The following is a 13,274-nucleotide window of genomic DNA, read 5'->3' on the forward strand; positions in this document are numbered from 1 at the left end:
ACCTCAAGGATTATTTAGAATACAATTCTACAATCAAGCTTTCGTTGATTTCAGCAGGTAAATCAGAACGATCTGGTGCAGCTTTAAACGTACCTTCAAGCTTAGAATGATCAACTTCGATCCAAGCTGGAATACCACGTTGTGCAGCTAACTCAATCGCGTTTTTAATACGCAATTGTTGTTTAGCACCTTCGTGAACCGCAATTACATCACCAGCTTTAACTTGAATAGATGCGATGTTTACACGACGACCATTCAAAGTAATGCTACGGTGACTTACTAACTGACGAGCTTCTGCACGTGTAGAACCAAAACCCATGCGATAAACAACGTTATCAAGACGGCTTTCAAGCAATTTCAACAAGTTCTCACCTGTTGCGCCTTTAACACGAGCTGCTTCTTTATAGTAGTTACTAAATTGACGTTCTAACACACCGTAAATACGACGGACTTTTTGTTTTTCACGTAATTGTAGTGAATACTCAGATTGCTTACCACCGCGTGCCTGACCATGTTGACCAGGTGCTTTGTTAGCTTTTTTAGTTTTGACGTCAAATGGTTTAACGCCAGATTTAAGTTGCAGGTCTGTCCCTTCGCGGCGAGAGAGTTTGCATTTTGGACCAATATAACGAGCCATGAATGTTTCTCCTTACACGCGACGTTTTTTAGGTGGACGGCAACCGTTGTGAGGAATTGGAGTCACATCGGTAATGCTGTTAATCTTATAACCCACTGCGCCTAATGCACGAACCGCAGACTCACGACCTGGACCAGGACCTTTTACAAGGACGTCCAGATTTTTCAAACCGTAATCTAAAGCTGCTTTACCAGCAACTTCAGCAGCTACCTGAGCAGCAAACGGAGTTGATTTACGTGAACCACGGAAGCCTTGTCCACCTGAGGTGGCCCAAGCCAATGCATTACCTTGACGATCAGTAATCGTAACAATGGTGTTATTAAAAGACGCGTGAATGTGTGCAACACCTTCAGAGACGGTACGAGTGACCTTCTTGCGTGTGCGAGTATCTTTAGCCATCTTTTAGCTTCCAGAAATCTTACTTTTTAATCGGTTTGCGCGGACCTTTACGGGTACGTGCGTTAGTTTTGGTGCGTTGACCACGGACAGGCAAGCTGCGACGATGGCGAAGGCCGCGGTAGCAACCCAAATCCATTAAACGTTTAATGTTCATGGAAATTTCGCGACGTAAGTCACCTTCGGTAGGAACCTTAGCAACTTCTGCACGAATCGCATCAAGCTGAGCATCGTCCAACTCACGGATCTTAGTAGTTTCAGTAATACCAACTGTAGCTAAGATATTCTTAGCAGTGTGGCGACCGATACCAAAGATGTAAGTGAGGGAGATAACAGCATGCTTGTTATCCGGAATGTTTACACCGGCAATACGAGCCATTCACTTTCTCCAAAAAGGCAGTAGAGATAATCAACCGCCCCACAAAAATCTTGAGGGGCGGATATTAACCCAATTCGCCTACTGAAATCAACAGGTCTTGATTAGATTAACCTTGACGCTGCTTATGACGAGGTTCTGCGCTACAAATTACGCGAATAACCCCATTACGACGGATAACTTTACAGCTACCACAAATTTTCTTTACAGAAGCTTGTACTTTCATGATGAAACCTCTAAGTGCGCTTATCCCTTAGGATGAGCAGTCGTTTTTCTCATTAATGTTTGATTGTCATATTGATGAGATGTTAAATGCGCTTGTAGCTGAGCCATAAAGTCCATAACCACGACAACTACGATCAATAATGAGGTACCACCCAAATAGAATGGAATCCCAAAAGAGCTTTGTAGAATCATTGGCATTAAACAAATGACCGTAATATAAATCGCACCAATAAACGTCAAACGATTAAGAATATGATCTAAGTAACGAGCAGTTTGCTCACCTGGGCGAATACCAGGCACATAAGCTCCGCTGCGTTTTAGATTTTCTGATACTTCCTTAGGGCTAAATACTAAAGCCGTATAAAAGTAACAGAAAAAGATAATTAACGCACCAAAGAGCACCAAATACAAAGGCTGTCCAGGCGACAATACTAAAGCTAAATCTTGTAAGCTGCTTTTAATAAAACCAGCATTTGGATCTGCACTTCCCACCCATTGACCAAGACTTGCCGGGAACAAGAGTAAAGAACTTGCAAAAATCGCAGGAATAACACCCGCCATATTAATTTTTAATGGCAAATGCGTCTGCTGTGCTGTAAATATACGACGCCCTTGTTGCTTTTGCGCATAGTTTACTGGAATGCGACGTTGTGCTTTTTCAATAAACACAATAGCTGCCAATACACCTAAAGACAAAAGACCAAAGATTACAAGACCAATTAAACTTGTCTGACCATTATCTACAGAAGAAACTGATTGCATAATTAGTTTAGGCAAACCAGCGACAATACCTGCAAAAATAATCATTGAGATACCGTTACCAATACCTCTTTCAGTGATTTGCTCACCTAGCCACATTAAGAACATAGTTCCAGCGACAAGTGAAGTTACTGCTGGGATGTAAAACGCAAGACCAACTGACAGAGTAATACCCTGACCAATCAAACCTGCGCACATACCAACTGCTTGAACCACTGCAAGCAACAATGTGCCCTGACGTGTATACTGATTAATTTTACGCTTACCTTGCTCACCTTCCTTTTTCAAGGCTTCAAGTGATGGAATTACAGTAGACATTAACTGCACAATAATTGACGCAGAAATGTACGGCATAATCCCTAAAGCAAGAATAGACATTCGCTCTAAAGCACCGCCAGAAAACATATTGAATAGCCCAAGAATAGTTCCTTGGTTCGCATGAAATAAATTTTCTAACGCAGCATTATTAATGCCTGGTACTGGAATATGCGCTCCTAGTCGAAAGACCAGCAATGCACCGATTAGAAAACTCATCCGGCGAATAATTTCACGGTATTTCACATGAAATGGCTGACCTTTCATCATGTTGACATGACCTGAAGAACTAGGAGACATAGACACTCGAGATTACTCCTCGACTTTACCGCCAGCTGCTTCAATCGCAGCTTTAGCGCCTTTAGTCAATGCAACACCTTGAACAGTGAATGCACGAGTGATTTCACCAGAAAGTACGATACGAGCACGAATTTGGTCACGACGAACAACATTCGCAGCTTTCAAAGTTTCTAGGCTAACGATGTCGCCTTCAACTTTGCTTAACTCAGATAAACGTACTTCAGCAGTTTTTAAAGCGATTTGGCTAGTGAAACCGAATTTAGGTAAACGACGATAAATCGCAGTTTGACCGCCTTCAAAGCCTGGACGAACGCCACCACTTTTACGTGATTTTTGACCTTTGACACCACGGCCACCAGTCTTACCAACGCCAGAACCGATACCACGGCCTAAACGACGGTGTTCACGTTTTGCACCTTCTGCAGGCGCAAGTTCATTTAAACGCAGAGTCATGGCTTATTCCTCTACACTAACCATATAGTAGACTTTGTTGATCATACCGCGGTTAGAAGGCGTATCTTGCACTTCTACAGTATGACCAATACGACGCAGACCTAAACCTTGTAAGCAAAGCTTGTGATTTTTCAAGCGATGTGAAGAAGATTTAGTCTGGGTAACTTTAATCGTTTTCATGATTGATTACCCTTGAATTTCTTCTACTGATTTACCACGTTTCGCAGCGACTTTCTCAGGAGAAGTCATATCACGCAAACCTTTGAAAGTTGCGTTTACTACGTTTGCAGCATTAGTAGAACCATAACATTTAGCAAGTACGTTATGTACACCTGCAGCTTCTAGAACGGCACGCATAGCGCCACCAGCGATTACGCCAGTACCTTCAGAAGCAGGTTGCATATATACACGGCTTGCACCATGACGAGCATTCACAGGGTGTTGTAAAGTAGTACCTGCAAGGTCTACAGTAATCATGTTGCGACGTGCAGCTTCAAGTGCTTTAGAAATAGCAGCTGGAACTTCACGAGCTTTACCACGACCAAAACCAACACGACCATTACCATCACCCACCACAGTTAATGCTGTGAAAGAGAAGATACGACCACCCTTAACAACTTTGGCTACACGATCAACGGCAACCAGCTTTTCAACAAGACCTTCGTTTTGTTCAACTTTAGCCATGATTAGAACTCCAAGCCGTTTTCACGAGCAGCATCAGCCAAGGCTTTGATACGACCATGATATTTAAAACCAGAACGGTCAAATGCAACTTTAGTTACACCAGCTGCTTTCGCACGCTCTGCGATTAAAGCGCCTACTTTAGTAGCCGCGTCTACATTACCTGTAGTACCGCTACGTAAAGATGCATCCAAAGTTGAAGCTTGTGCTAAAACTTTGCCACCATCTGCTGAAATAACTTGAGCATAGATGTGACGCGGAGTGCGGTTTACACACAAACGAGTCGCACCCAATGCACGAATGTGCAAGCGTGTGCTTTTCGCACGACGCAAACGGGATTGTTTCTTTTCGTTCATAAGAACCTCGCGCCTTATTTCTTCTTAGCTTCTTTACGAAGAATGACTTCATCCGAATAACGAACACCTTTACCTTTATATGGTTCAGGAGAACGATATGCACGGATTTCTGCCGCTACTTGACCTAACAACTGCTTGTTTGCTGATTTCAAAATGATTTCAGTAGCAGTTGGAGTTTCCGCTGTTACACCTTCAGGTAAAGCGTAGTCAATTGGGTGTGAAAAACCAAGGTTAAGGTTTACAACAGTACCTTTAACCGCAGCTTTATAACCAACACCAACTAGCTGCAACTTACGTTCGAAGCCTTCACTAACCCCTTTTACAAGGTTATTCAATACAGCGCGAGCAGTACCAGCTTGCATCCAAGCATCTTTCGATTCTTTAACTGGAGCAAGTTGAAGTTTACCTTCTTCCTGTTTTAGCTCGACCAGCGCATGCAGGTTGAAAGACAATGTACCTTTGCTGCCTTTCACTTCGACCTGCCGGCCGTTCTGAGTAACTGCTACACCATTAGGTACAGTTACTGGGGCTTTAGCCACACGAGACATGAGGAATCACCTATTAAGAAACAAAAGCAATAACTTCACCACCAACGCCCGCAGCACGTGCAGCGCGATCAGTCATGATGCCTTTGCTTGTAGAAACAATTGCAATACCTAAACCTTGCTTAACGCTTGGAAGTTTATCTTTACCACGGTATTGGCGAAGACCTGGACGGCTTACGCGTTTAACCATTTCGATAACTGGTTTGCCTTCGAAATATTTTAAAGTAATTGTCAAAGTAGATTTTGTCTCTTCTTGAGCAACTTCTACATTTGAAATATAACCTTCTTGTTGAAGTACGTTTGCAATTGCAACTTTCAACTTAGAAGAAGGCATAGAAACAGTTTGTTTCTTAGCCATTTGTGCGTTACGAACACGTGTTAGCATGTCGGCAACGGTATCTTGCATACTCATTTAGTCGCTCCTTACCAGCTTGCCTTAACAACGCCTGGTACATCACCCTGCATTACTGTGTCACGTAATTTGTTACGGCTTAAACCGAACTTACGGAAGTAACCATGAGGACGACCAGTTAAACCACAACGGTTACGAAGACGTACCGGAGATGCATTACGTGGCAATGCTTGTAACTTTAACATCGCTTCGAAACGCTCTTCTTCACTTGCATTTACGTTTGCAATCGTAGCTTTTAATTCAGCACGTTTTGCAGCGTATTTAGCAACTGTTTTTTCGCGTTTCAATTCGCGATTAATCATACCTTTCTTAGCCATATCGACCTCTTATTTGAACGGGAAGCCGAATGCACGCATAAGCGCACGGCCTTCGTCATCGGTGCGAGCAGTCGTAGTAATAGTAATATCCATACCACGAATACGATCAATCTTATCGAAATCGATTTCAGGGAAAACGATTTGCTCTTTCAAACCCATTGAGTAGTTACCACGACCATCAAATGATTTCGAAGAGAAACCACGGAAGTCACGGATACGAGGGATTGCGATTGAGATCAAACGGTCCAAGAATTCGTACATTTGGTCGCCACGTAAAGTAACTTTACAACCAATCGGCCAACCATCACGGATTTTGAAACCAGCGATAGATTTACGAGCAAGTGTAATTACTGGTTTTTGACCAGCAATTAATTGCATGTCGACTACAGCGCCATCTAATAATTTCTTATCAGTTGCAGCTGCGCCTACACCCATGTTTAGGGTAATTTTTGTGATGCGTGGAATTTCCATCACGTTCTTAATGCTAAGTTCTTCTTGTAACTTCGCTTTAAGTTCTTCGTTGTAACGTGCTTTAAGTCTGGCCATTGCCTTTTCAACCTATTACTTCGCTACCGCCACTGATTCACCATTTGATTTATAAACGCGAGTTTTCACGCCATCAATCACTTGGTAACCAACACGGTCAGCCTTCTGGGTTGTAGCATTTAAAATTGCCACGTTTGAAATATGAAGCGAAGCTTCTTGAGTAACGATACCGCCTTCAGCGCCAGTTACACGATTCGGCTTTTGATGCTTCTTCACTAAGTTAAGGCCTTCAACCTTAACGCGGTCTTCAGAAACAGACAATACAGTACCCTGTTTGCCTTTTTCTTTACCTGCGATCACGATAACTTGATCGCCTTTTTTAATCTTAGCCATGATTGCCTCTTATAGAACTTCAGGAGCCAATGAAATGATTTTCATGAACTGTTCAGTACGAAGTTCACGAGTCACTGGTCCGAAGATACGAGTAGCAATCGGAGCTTTGTTGTTGTTCAGGATAACTGCAGCATTATCATCAAAACGGATCACAGAACCATCTGGACGACGAATGCCGAATTTAGTACGAACTACAACCGCATTCATCACGTCACCTTTTTTAACACGTGCGCGTGGGATTGCTTCTTTTACAGTAACTTTAATAATGTCGCCAACAGAAGCATAACGACGATGTGAACCACCAAGTACTTTAATACATTGTACGCGGCGAGCACCACTGTTGTCTGCTACGTCGAGCATAGTTTCGGTTTGAATCATTGCCCTACTCCAAAACCGAGCATCACCGGTCACAATTTCGAAAGGCTCAAAGAGTACTCGAAATTGACCGATGATGCAACAAGAACGTCGAATTACTCAGCAGCTGCTTCAACTACTTCCACTAAAGTCCAAGCTTTAGTTTTAGAAATTGGGCGGCTTTCTTTAATGGTCACAACATCGCCAAGTTTAGCAACATTGTTCTCATCATGAGCGTGTAACTTAGTTGAACGGCGAATTGATTTGCCATACAACGGGTGTTGAACGCGGCGTTCGATAAGAACAACAATAGACTTGTCCATTTTGTCGCTTACTACTTTGCCGGTTAACGTGCGGACTGTTTTTTCACTCATTGTCCGTTCCCCTGTTTTTCGGTAAGGAGTGTCTTAATACGAGCAATTGTCTTACGAGCAACTTGCACTTCATGCGATTTACCCAACTGACCAGTTGCTTTCGCCATACGAAGACGGAATTGATTAAGCTGTTGCTCATCAAGCAAAGCTTTCAACTCTTCTACCGATTTTTCACGTAGATCTTTAGTTTTCATTACATTACCGTCCGAGTCACGATAGTGGTTTTAAACGGAAGTTTAGCAGCAGCTAAAGCAAATGCTTCACGCGCTAATTCTTCGTTCACACCTTCAATTTCGTACAGGATCTTACCTGGTTGGATCTGGCAAACCCAGTACTCCACGCTACCCTTACCTTTACCCATACGCACTTCAAGAGGCTTTTGAGTAATTGGTTTATCCGGGAATACGCGAATAAAGATTTTACCACCACGCTTAATACGGCGGCTAATAGTACGACGTGCAGCTTCAATCTGACGAGCAGTCATACGACCACGTTCAGTTGCTTTGATTGCAATCGAACCAAATGATACTGTACTACCACGATGCGCTAGACCAGTATTACGGCCTTTGTGCACCTTACGGAATTTGGTACGTTTAGGTTGCAACATGGATTATTCTCCCTTGTCAGCAGCACGGTCACCGCGACGACCACGACGCTCTTGACCTTCACCACGACCACGACCACGTTTAGCTGGACGATCTTCAGCAGGAGCAGGGTTCATGACTTGTTTCATGCCACCTAAAATCTCGCCACGGAAAATCCAAACTTTAACACCAATCGTACCGTAAGTTGTTTCTGCACGCATAGTTGCATAGTCAATGTCTGCACGTAGCGTATGTAAAGGTACACGACCTTCACGATACCATTCTGTACGAGCAATCTCTGCACCACCTAAACGGCCAGACACTTCAACTTTGATACCTTTAGCACCAGCACGCATAGTGTTTTGAACCGCACGCTTCATAGCACGACGGAACATTACACGCTTTTCTAATTGAGAAGCGATTGCTTCAGCAACTAAACGCGCATCTAAGTCTGGGCGATCAATTTCGTTGATACTTACTTGCGCTGGAACACCCATAATGCTGGTAAGTTCGCGCTGTAATTTCTCAATATCTTCGCCTTTTTTACCGATTACGATACCAGGACGAGCTGTGCTAATAGTTACTTTAGCAGCGCCTGATGGACGTTCGATAAGAATGTTGCTTACCATCGCATTCTTAAGTTTTTTAGTTAAAAACTCACGAACTTGAAGATCTTTAAGCAAGTATTCAGCGTATTGTTTCGGATTCGCATACCAGTTAGCGTTATGACGTTTCACAACACCTAGGCGGATACCGATTGGATGAACCTTCTGACCCATATCAAACCCCTACCTTAACGGTGATGTGACAAGTACGCTTAGTAATACGATCTGCACGGCCTTTAGCACGTGGCATAATACGTTTAAGGCTCATGCCTTCGTCAACGTAAATCGTAGATACTTTAAGATCGTCAACATCTAAACTGTTATTGTGTTCAGCGTTTGCAATCGCAGATTCCAATGCTTTTTTTACTAAAACAGCAGCTTTTTTATTGCTGAAGTTTAAGATATTTAAAGCATGCGCAACAGATTTGCCGCGAATAAGATCTGCAACCAAACGTGCTTTCTGTGCCGAGATAGCGGCACCGCGTAATTTAGCAGTTACTTCCATCATGACACCTATTAACGTTTAGATTTCTTGTCAACACCGTGACCACGATAGGTACGAGTTGGCGCGAATTCACCGAGTTTATGACCAACCATATGCTCAGTAACAATTACTGGAACGTGGTTACGACCATTATGAACAGAAATTGTTAAACCAACAAAATCTGGAAGGATCATCGAACGACGAGACCAAGTTTTAATCGGCTTGCGAGAGTTACTAGCAACAGCCGCTTCAACCTTAGCGAACAAGTGCGCATCGACGAATGGGCCTTTTTTCAGAGAACGAGGCATTAGTCAGATTCCTTTACTTGACGCGACGGTCGCGAATAATCATCTTAGTCGTACGCTTATTGGTACGTGTCTTGTACCCTTTAGCTTTTTGACCCCATGGGCTTACAGGTTGAATACCTTTGTTACGCCCTTCACCACCACCGTGCGGGTGATCAATCGGGTTCATCGCCATACCACGTACGGTAGGACGAACACCACGCCAGCGCGAAGCACCAGCTTTACCCAATGAACGAAGGTTGTTTTCTTGGTTAGAAACTTCACCAATTACAGCACGGCATTCAACATGTACTTTACGCATTTCGCCTGAACGAAGACGAATAATTGCGTAAGAACCATCACGACCCAACAACTGAACAGAAGCACCAGCTGAACGCGCTAATTGCGCACCCTTACCAATTTTAAGTTCAACGTTATGAAGTGTAGAACCGATCGGCATATTACGAAGTGGCAAGCAGTTACCTGGACGAATTGGAGCATCGTTACCAGATTGTACTTTATCGCCAGCACGTAAGCCTTTAGGTGCGATGATATAACGACGCTCACCATCAGCATATTTCAACAAAGCAATATGTGCTGTACGGTTTGGATCGTATTCAATACGCTCTACAACAGCTGGGATGCTGTCTTTGTTACGTTTGAAGTCAACGATACGGTAGTGTTGTTTATGACCACCACCAACGTGACGAGTAGTAATGTGACCGTTGTTATTACGACCACCAGTACGTTTTTTAGCTTCAACCAACGGTGCGTAAGGAGCGCCTTTGTGAAGATGGTCATGAACCACTTTCTCTACAAAGCGACGTCCTGGAGACGTTGGCTTACATTTTTGAATCGGCATAATTTTCGTCCTTATTCCGCTGCGCTTTCAGCGGTATCGCCCAAGTCAGCCATTTCAACATCTTGGCCAGCTTTCAGGGTGACGTATGCTTTTTTAACATCAGAACGGCGTCCCAATGTACGACCAAAGCGCTTAGTCTTACCTTTAGTAATAGTTGTGTTAACTTTAACAACTTCTACACCAAAAAGTTTTTCAACTGCTTTTTTGATTTCAAGTTTAGTAGCATTGATGTCTACTTTAAATACTTGAACACCAACAGTATCACCTAATACTTGTGCCTTTTCTGAGAAGACTGGTCCTTTTAGGACTTGATAGATACGTTCGTTGTTCATCCGAGTTCTACCTCAATTTTCTTAGCAGCAGCTACAGACATCACAACTTTATCAAACGCGATCAAGCTTACAGGATCGATTGCAGTTGCATCTACCACATCTACATGCGGAAGGTTGCGTGCTGCAAGATATAAGTTCTCATCTACAGCGTCAGTAACGATTAATGCACGAGCAGCATTTAAGTCGTTAAGCTTTGCAAGCAATTCTTTAGTTTTTGGAGCTGCAACTGCAAACTCTTCAACTAATACAAGACGATCTTGGCGAACAAGTTCAGCTAAGATACATTGCATTGCACCGCGGTACATCTTACGGTTTACTTTTTGAGACCAATCTTGTGGACGAGCAGCAAAAGTTTTACCCCCGCCAACCCAGATAGGGCTACGAATAGAACCCGCACGAGCACGACCAGTACCTTTTTGACGGAATGGCTTTTTACCACCGCCAGAAACGTCTGCACGTGATTTTTGAGCACGAGTACCTTGACGACCACCTGCTAAGTAAGCAGTAACAACTTGGTGTACAAGAGCTTCGTTAAATTCACGTCCGAAAGCAACTTCAGACAATTCAACAGCAGAGCCGGAAACAGTTTTCAAATTCACGGTATTTCCCCTCAGGCCTTGATGGTAGGACGTACAATCACGTCACCGCCAGTTGCACCAGGAATTGCACCTTTAACAACTAAAACAGAACGTTCAGCGTCAATAGATACGATTTCAAGACCTTGTACTGTTACGCGTTCATCACCTAAGTGACCAGCCATTTTCTTGCCTTTGAACACGCGCCCAGGAGTCTGGTTTTGACCTGTAGAACCTAATACACGGTGAGAAACTGAGTTACCGTGAGTAGCGTCTTGGGTACGGAAGTTCCAACGTTTAACACCACCTTGGAAACCTTTACCTTTTGATTGACCAGTTACGTCAACTACTTGACCAACTGTGAACAAATCAACGCCAATAGTACCGCCAACTTCACGGCCTTCAAGCTCAGCTTCAGTAACACGGAACTCTTTAACTAAACGACCAGCAGCAACACCAGCTTTCGCGAAGTGACCTTTCTGAGCGTTAGTTACGCGAGATTCGCGACGTTCACCAGTAGTTACTTGAACAGCTTGATAACCATCAGTTTCAAGTGTTTTGATTTGCGTAATGCGGTTTGGATCGACTTCGATGACTGTAACAGGTACAGAAACACCTGCATCTGTAAAGATGCGAGTCATACCACATTTGCGACCGACTAAACCAATAGCCATGTGCATAAACCTCTAAAAAAGCGGCCTAATTAACTTAGAAGTTAATCAACCGAAAGCCTTAACCCAAAGCGATCTGAACATCAACACCAGCCGCAAGATCTAATTTCATCAATGCATCAACAGTTTTATCTGTAGGTTGAACGATATCGATCAAACGTTTGTAGGTGCGGATTTCGTACTGGTCACGCGCATCTTTGTTAACGTGCGGTGAAGTAAGAACGTTGAAGCGTTCGATGCGAGTAGGCATCGGAATTGGACCACAAACTTGTGCGCCAGTACGCTTAGCGGTTTCTACGATCTCTTGAGCAGATTGATCAATCAGACGATGATCAAAAGACTTCAAACGGATACGAATTCTCTGGTTAGACATACCAGTAAACTCCAAGCCAAACATATAAAGAATCACCCTTGACGCATCTCACCTATTGGTAAGTGTCAAAGGCAGTGAAAATCACTAAGGTCATGATCGATGCCACGACTGTAATGCACATTTACTACTTTCTTCGCAGTAAATGCCCCTCCTTTTGAGGGTCGCCCATTATAACGATTGTTTAAGTCTTATGCAATTCTCTTTTTCTATTTTTTGTTCAAAACGCACTTTAACCTAGTATTCTCAACTCACTCTAGGCATTTATGACAAATTCAATCGCTTTATTTAAGAGTTGATTACCTTGTTCAAATTTTTGTGCTTCTGAATATTGCAGTTCACTCACAGGCTGAACATATTCCCCATTAAAAATAGATAGCTCTTCTTCATTTTCAAGCAAGAGTTCTAACGTTGCTGGCGTCATTTCTGGATGAAATTGAAAACCAAGCACATTTTTTCCAATTTGATACATCTGATTACGACAAGCTATATTCTCGGCTAAGTGTATAGCACCTTTGGGTATTTCAAATGTCTCGCTATGCCACTGCATCACCTTTATCTTTTCAGGCAATGGAAAGCTGTCTTGAGGTAAATTTGCTACCCTTTGAACTGTCGACCAGCCAAGTTCCTGATAGCGGTTTCGACTGACTGCAGCGCCTAGTGCATTAGCAATTAGCTGCCCACCCAAACAGAGACCTATAGCAGGCTTTCCTGCTGCTAAATAACGACGCAACCATCTTTTCTCTATCTTAAGCCATGGATAATTCGCCTCATCATTTACACTCATGGTGCCACCCATGACTAATAATAAGTCAACCTCATCAATTTGTGGTAAAGCTTCTATTTCAAGTGACCGATCAACCGGAAGTGCAAAAAACTCCGTAGAACTAATAGTCGCGTGGTGAGCTTTTAAAAATGAATAACAACTCCCAAAACCCTCACCCGCGATATGTTGAAAATAATGAACTCTTAAATGCGACTTCATGCGCTTAAACCTATTGTTGTTAGAATGTTGTAGTGGTCTTTGCAAAAATAAAGCCAAGTTTTTGTTTTATAGGTCTACTGTAACGAAACGTCTTACAAAACTTTATAAATCTAGCGAAGAATTTAAATTTCTCTTAATCTAAC

At 43.0% G+C, this 13,274-nt stretch carries 26 protein-coding genes and 1 pseudogene; all 27 read right to left on the reverse strand.

What is annotated here, in order from left to right:
* Window positions 1–10 precede the first annotated feature (10 nt).
* Complete coding sequence (rpsD, locus tag F928_RS16620) at window positions 11–637, reverse strand: 30S ribosomal protein S4 (RefSeq protein ID WP_000135204.1); 627 nt, start codon at window positions 635–637, stop codon at window positions 11–13.
* Window positions 638–649: 12 nt separating this feature from the next.
* Entirely contained in the window at window positions 650–1,036 is a 387-nt protein-coding gene (gene rpsK, locus F928_RS16625; RefSeq protein ID WP_001040166.1) for a 30S ribosomal protein S11, read from the reverse strand.
* 19 nt (window positions 1,037–1,055) lie between these two features.
* On the reverse strand, window positions 1,056–1,412 hold the full coding sequence (gene rpsM, locus F928_RS16630) for a 30S ribosomal protein S13 (RefSeq protein WP_000090816.1): 357 nt from the start codon (window positions 1,410–1,412) through the stop codon (window positions 1,056–1,058).
* A 106-nt stretch (window positions 1,413–1,518) separates the two neighbouring features.
* On the reverse strand, window positions 1,519–1,635 hold the full coding sequence (gene rpmJ, locus F928_RS16635) for a 50S ribosomal protein L36 (protein ID WP_000867907.1): 117 nt from the start codon (window positions 1,633–1,635) through the stop codon (window positions 1,519–1,521).
* A gap of 20 nt (window positions 1,636–1,655) precedes the next feature.
* Window positions 1,656–2,975, reverse strand: coding sequence for a preprotein translocase subunit SecY (secY, locus tag F928_RS16640; RefSeq protein WP_014207743.1), 1,320 nt, complete (start codon window positions 2,973–2,975; stop codon window positions 1,656–1,658).
* Between the two features lie 45 nt (window positions 2,976–3,020).
* On the reverse strand, window positions 3,021–3,461 hold the full coding sequence (rplO, locus tag F928_RS16645; protein WP_002116985.1) for a 50S ribosomal protein L15: 441 nt from the start codon (window positions 3,459–3,461) through the stop codon (window positions 3,021–3,023).
* 3 nt (window positions 3,462–3,464) lie between these two features.
* Window positions 3,465–3,641 carry a 50S ribosomal protein L30 gene (rpmD, locus tag F928_RS16650; RefSeq protein WP_000849088.1) on the reverse strand — a complete coding sequence of 59 codons (177 nt, stop codon included), beginning with the start codon at window positions 3,639–3,641 and terminating at the stop codon, window positions 3,465–3,467.
* A gap of 6 nt (window positions 3,642–3,647) precedes the next feature.
* A complete protein-coding gene (rpsE, locus tag F928_RS16655) occupies window positions 3,648–4,145 on the reverse strand; it encodes a 30S ribosomal protein S5 (RefSeq protein ID WP_001141025.1) in 498 nt (165 codons plus the stop codon).
* Window positions 4,146–4,147: 2 nt separating this feature from the next.
* Entirely contained in the window at window positions 4,148–4,498 is a 351-nt protein-coding gene (gene rplR / locus F928_RS16660; protein ID WP_002049741.1) for a 50S ribosomal protein L18, read from the reverse strand.
* 14 nt (window positions 4,499–4,512) lie between these two features.
* Window positions 4,513–5,046: a 50S ribosomal protein L6 gene (gene rplF, locus F928_RS16665; protein ID WP_002116801.1), complete on the reverse strand. Its 534-nt coding sequence runs from the start codon at window positions 5,044–5,046 to the stop codon at window positions 4,513–4,515.
* Between the two features lie 13 nt (window positions 5,047–5,059).
* Complete coding sequence (rpsH, locus tag F928_RS16670; protein ID WP_002049732.1) at window positions 5,060–5,455, reverse strand: 30S ribosomal protein S8; 396 nt, start codon at window positions 5,453–5,455, stop codon at window positions 5,060–5,062.
* Between the two features lie 11 nt (window positions 5,456–5,466).
* Window positions 5,467–5,772 carry a 30S ribosomal protein S14 gene (rpsN, locus tag F928_RS16675; RefSeq protein ID WP_002049689.1) on the reverse strand — a complete coding sequence of 102 codons (306 nt, stop codon included), beginning with the start codon at window positions 5,770–5,772 and terminating at the stop codon, window positions 5,467–5,469.
* A 9-nt stretch (window positions 5,773–5,781) separates the two neighbouring features.
* On the reverse strand, window positions 5,782–6,318 hold the full coding sequence (rplE, locus tag F928_RS16680) for a 50S ribosomal protein L5 (RefSeq protein ID WP_002116961.1): 537 nt from the start codon (window positions 6,316–6,318) through the stop codon (window positions 5,782–5,784).
* A 15-nt stretch (window positions 6,319–6,333) separates the two neighbouring features.
* Window positions 6,334–6,651, reverse strand: coding sequence for a 50S ribosomal protein L24 (rplX, locus tag F928_RS16685; protein ID WP_002116820.1), 318 nt, complete (start codon window positions 6,649–6,651; stop codon window positions 6,334–6,336).
* Window positions 6,652–6,660: 9 nt separating this feature from the next.
* Window positions 6,661–7,029, reverse strand: a complete 369-nt coding sequence (rplN, locus tag F928_RS16690) for a 50S ribosomal protein L14 (protein WP_001982634.1) — start codon at window positions 7,027–7,029, stop codon at window positions 6,661–6,663.
* Window positions 7,030–7,121: 92 nt separating this feature from the next.
* Window positions 7,122–7,379, reverse strand: coding sequence for a 30S ribosomal protein S17 (rpsQ, locus tag F928_RS16695; protein WP_002116661.1), 258 nt, complete (start codon window positions 7,377–7,379; stop codon window positions 7,122–7,124).
* Window positions 7,376–7,573, reverse strand: a complete 198-nt coding sequence (gene rpmC, locus F928_RS16700; protein ID WP_000849928.1) for a 50S ribosomal protein L29 — start codon at window positions 7,571–7,573, stop codon at window positions 7,376–7,378. The genes rpsQ and rpmC overlap by 4 nt, the downstream gene beginning before the upstream one ends.
* Entirely contained in the window at window positions 7,573–7,986 is a 414-nt protein-coding gene (gene rplP, locus F928_RS16705) for a 50S ribosomal protein L16 (protein WP_002049688.1), read from the reverse strand. The genes rpmC and rplP overlap by 1 nt, the downstream gene beginning before the upstream one ends.
* Window positions 7,926–8,742 (reverse strand): annotated as a pseudogene (gene rpsC / locus F928_RS16710) (30S ribosomal protein S3). Before rpsC ends, rplP begins: the two are co-directional and overlap by 61 nt.
* Before the next feature lies 1 nt (window position 8,743).
* A complete protein-coding gene (gene rplV / locus F928_RS16715) occupies window positions 8,744–9,073 on the reverse strand; it encodes a 50S ribosomal protein L22 (protein ID WP_001982638.1) in 330 nt (109 codons plus the stop codon).
* An 11-nt stretch (window positions 9,074–9,084) separates the two neighbouring features.
* Window positions 9,085–9,360: a 30S ribosomal protein S19 gene (gene rpsS, locus F928_RS16720; protein WP_001138119.1), complete on the reverse strand. Its 276-nt coding sequence runs from the start codon at window positions 9,358–9,360 to the stop codon at window positions 9,085–9,087.
* A 13-nt stretch (window positions 9,361–9,373) separates the two neighbouring features.
* Window positions 9,374–10,198 (reverse strand): 50S ribosomal protein L2, encoded by an 825-nt coding sequence (gene rplB, locus F928_RS16725; RefSeq protein WP_002049686.1) that lies wholly within the window; start codon window positions 10,196–10,198, stop codon window positions 9,374–9,376.
* A gap of 11 nt (window positions 10,199–10,209) precedes the next feature.
* Window positions 10,210–10,530 carry a 50S ribosomal protein L23 gene (gene rplW / locus F928_RS16730; protein WP_002049693.1) on the reverse strand — a complete coding sequence of 107 codons (321 nt, stop codon included), beginning with the start codon at window positions 10,528–10,530 and terminating at the stop codon, window positions 10,210–10,212.
* Window positions 10,527–11,129, reverse strand: a complete 603-nt coding sequence (gene rplD / locus F928_RS16735; RefSeq protein ID WP_002049755.1) for a 50S ribosomal protein L4 — start codon at window positions 11,127–11,129, stop codon at window positions 10,527–10,529. Before rplD ends, rplW begins: the two co-directional genes overlap by 4 nt.
* A gap of 11 nt (window positions 11,130–11,140) precedes the next feature.
* Complete coding sequence (gene rplC / locus F928_RS16740; protein ID WP_002117051.1) at window positions 11,141–11,779, reverse strand: 50S ribosomal protein L3; 639 nt, start codon at window positions 11,777–11,779, stop codon at window positions 11,141–11,143.
* Window positions 11,780–11,837: 58 nt separating this feature from the next.
* Window positions 11,838–12,149 carry a 30S ribosomal protein S10 gene (gene rpsJ / locus F928_RS16745; RefSeq protein ID WP_000070912.1) on the reverse strand — a complete coding sequence of 104 codons (312 nt, stop codon included), beginning with the start codon at window positions 12,147–12,149 and terminating at the stop codon, window positions 11,838–11,840.
* A gap of 253 nt (window positions 12,150–12,402) precedes the next feature.
* Window positions 12,403–13,131: a type 1 glutamine amidotransferase gene (locus tag F928_RS16750; protein WP_002116949.1), complete on the reverse strand. Its 729-nt coding sequence runs from the start codon at window positions 13,129–13,131 to the stop codon at window positions 12,403–12,405.
* Between the last annotated feature and the right edge of the window lie 143 nt (window positions 13,132–13,274).

It is taken from the genome of Acinetobacter pittii ATCC 19004 = CIP 70.29, from assembly GCF_000369045.1.
Taxonomy (GTDB): Bacteria; Pseudomonadota; Gammaproteobacteria; order Pseudomonadales; family Moraxellaceae; genus Acinetobacter; species Acinetobacter pittii.

Coding starts and splice junctions, on each gene's coding strand:
- rpsD (WP_000135204.1), bottom strand. CDS start 637: ATGGCTCGTTATATTGGTCCAAAATGCAAACTCTCTCGCCGCGAAGGG.
- rpsN (WP_002049689.1), bottom strand. CDS start 5,772: ATGGCTAAGAAAGGTATGATTAATCGCGAATTGAAACGCGAAAAAACA.
- rplR (WP_002049741.1), bottom strand. CDS start 4,498: ATGAACGAAAAGAAACAATCCCGTTTGCGTCGTGCGAAAAGCACACGC.
- rplB (WP_002049686.1), bottom strand. CDS start 10,198: ATGCCGATTCAAAAATGTAAGCCAACGTCTCCAGGACGTCGCTTTGTA.
- rpmJ (WP_000867907.1), bottom strand. CDS start 1,635: ATGAAAGTACAAGCTTCTGTAAAGAAAATTTGTGGTAGCTGTAAAGTT.
- rplV (WP_001982638.1), bottom strand. CDS start 9,073: ATGGAAGTAACTGCTAAATTACGCGGTGCCGCTATCTCGGCACAGAAA.
- rpsQ (WP_002116661.1), bottom strand. CDS start 7,379: ATGAGTGAAAAAACAGTCCGCACGTTAACCGGCAAAGTAGTAAGCGAC.
- rplN (WP_001982634.1), bottom strand. CDS start 7,029: ATGATTCAAACCGAAACTATGCTCGACGTAGCAGACAACAGTGGTGCT.
- rpmD (WP_000849088.1), bottom strand. CDS start 3,641: ATGAAAACGATTAAAGTTACCCAGACTAAATCTTCTTCACATCGCTTG.
- rplE (WP_002116961.1), bottom strand. CDS start 6,318: ATGGCCAGACTTAAAGCACGTTACAACGAAGAACTTAAAGCGAAGTTA.
- rplO (WP_002116985.1), bottom strand. CDS start 3,461: ATGACTCTGCGTTTAAATGAACTTGCGCCTGCAGAAGGTGCAAAACGT.
- rplX (WP_002116820.1), bottom strand. CDS start 6,651: ATGGCTAAGATTAAAAAAGGCGATCAAGTTATCGTGATCGCAGGTAAA.
- rpsK (WP_001040166.1), bottom strand. CDS start 1,036: ATGGCTAAAGATACTCGCACACGCAAGAAGGTCACTCGTACCGTCTCT.
- rpsE (WP_001141025.1), bottom strand. CDS start 4,145: ATGGCTAAAGTTGAACAAAACGAAGGTCTTGTTGAAAAGCTGGTTGCC.
- secY (WP_014207743.1), bottom strand. CDS start 2,975: ATGAAAGGTCAGCCATTTCATGTGAAATACCGTGAAATTATTCGCCGG.
- rplF (WP_002116801.1), bottom strand. CDS start 5,046: ATGTCTCGTGTGGCTAAAGCCCCAGTAACTGTACCTAATGGTGTAGCA.
- rpsS (WP_001138119.1), bottom strand. CDS start 9,360: ATGCCTCGTTCTCTGAAAAAAGGCCCATTCGTCGATGCGCACTTGTTC.
- rplC (WP_002117051.1), bottom strand. CDS start 11,779: ATGGCTATTGGTTTAGTCGGTCGCAAATGTGGTATGACTCGCATCTTT.
- rpmC (WP_000849928.1), bottom strand. CDS start 7,573: ATGAAAACTAAAGATCTACGTGAAAAATCGGTAGAAGAGTTGAAAGCT.
- rpsH (WP_002049732.1), bottom strand. CDS start 5,455: ATGAGTATGCAAGATACCGTTGCCGACATGCTAACACGTGTTCGTAAC.
- rpsM (WP_000090816.1), bottom strand. CDS start 1,412: ATGGCTCGTATTGCCGGTGTAAACATTCCGGATAACAAGCATGCTGTT.
- rplP (WP_002049688.1), bottom strand. CDS start 7,986: ATGTTGCAACCTAAACGTACCAAATTCCGTAAGGTGCACAAAGGCCGT.
- rplW (WP_002049693.1), bottom strand. CDS start 10,530: ATGAACAACGAACGTATCTATCAAGTCCTAAAAGGACCAGTCTTCTCA.
- F928_RS16750 (WP_002116949.1), bottom strand. CDS start 13,131: ATGAAGTCGCATTTAAGAGTTCATTATTTTCAACATATCGCGGGTGAG.
- rpsJ (WP_000070912.1), bottom strand. CDS start 12,149: ATGTCTAACCAGAGAATTCGTATCCGTTTGAAGTCTTTTGATCATCGT.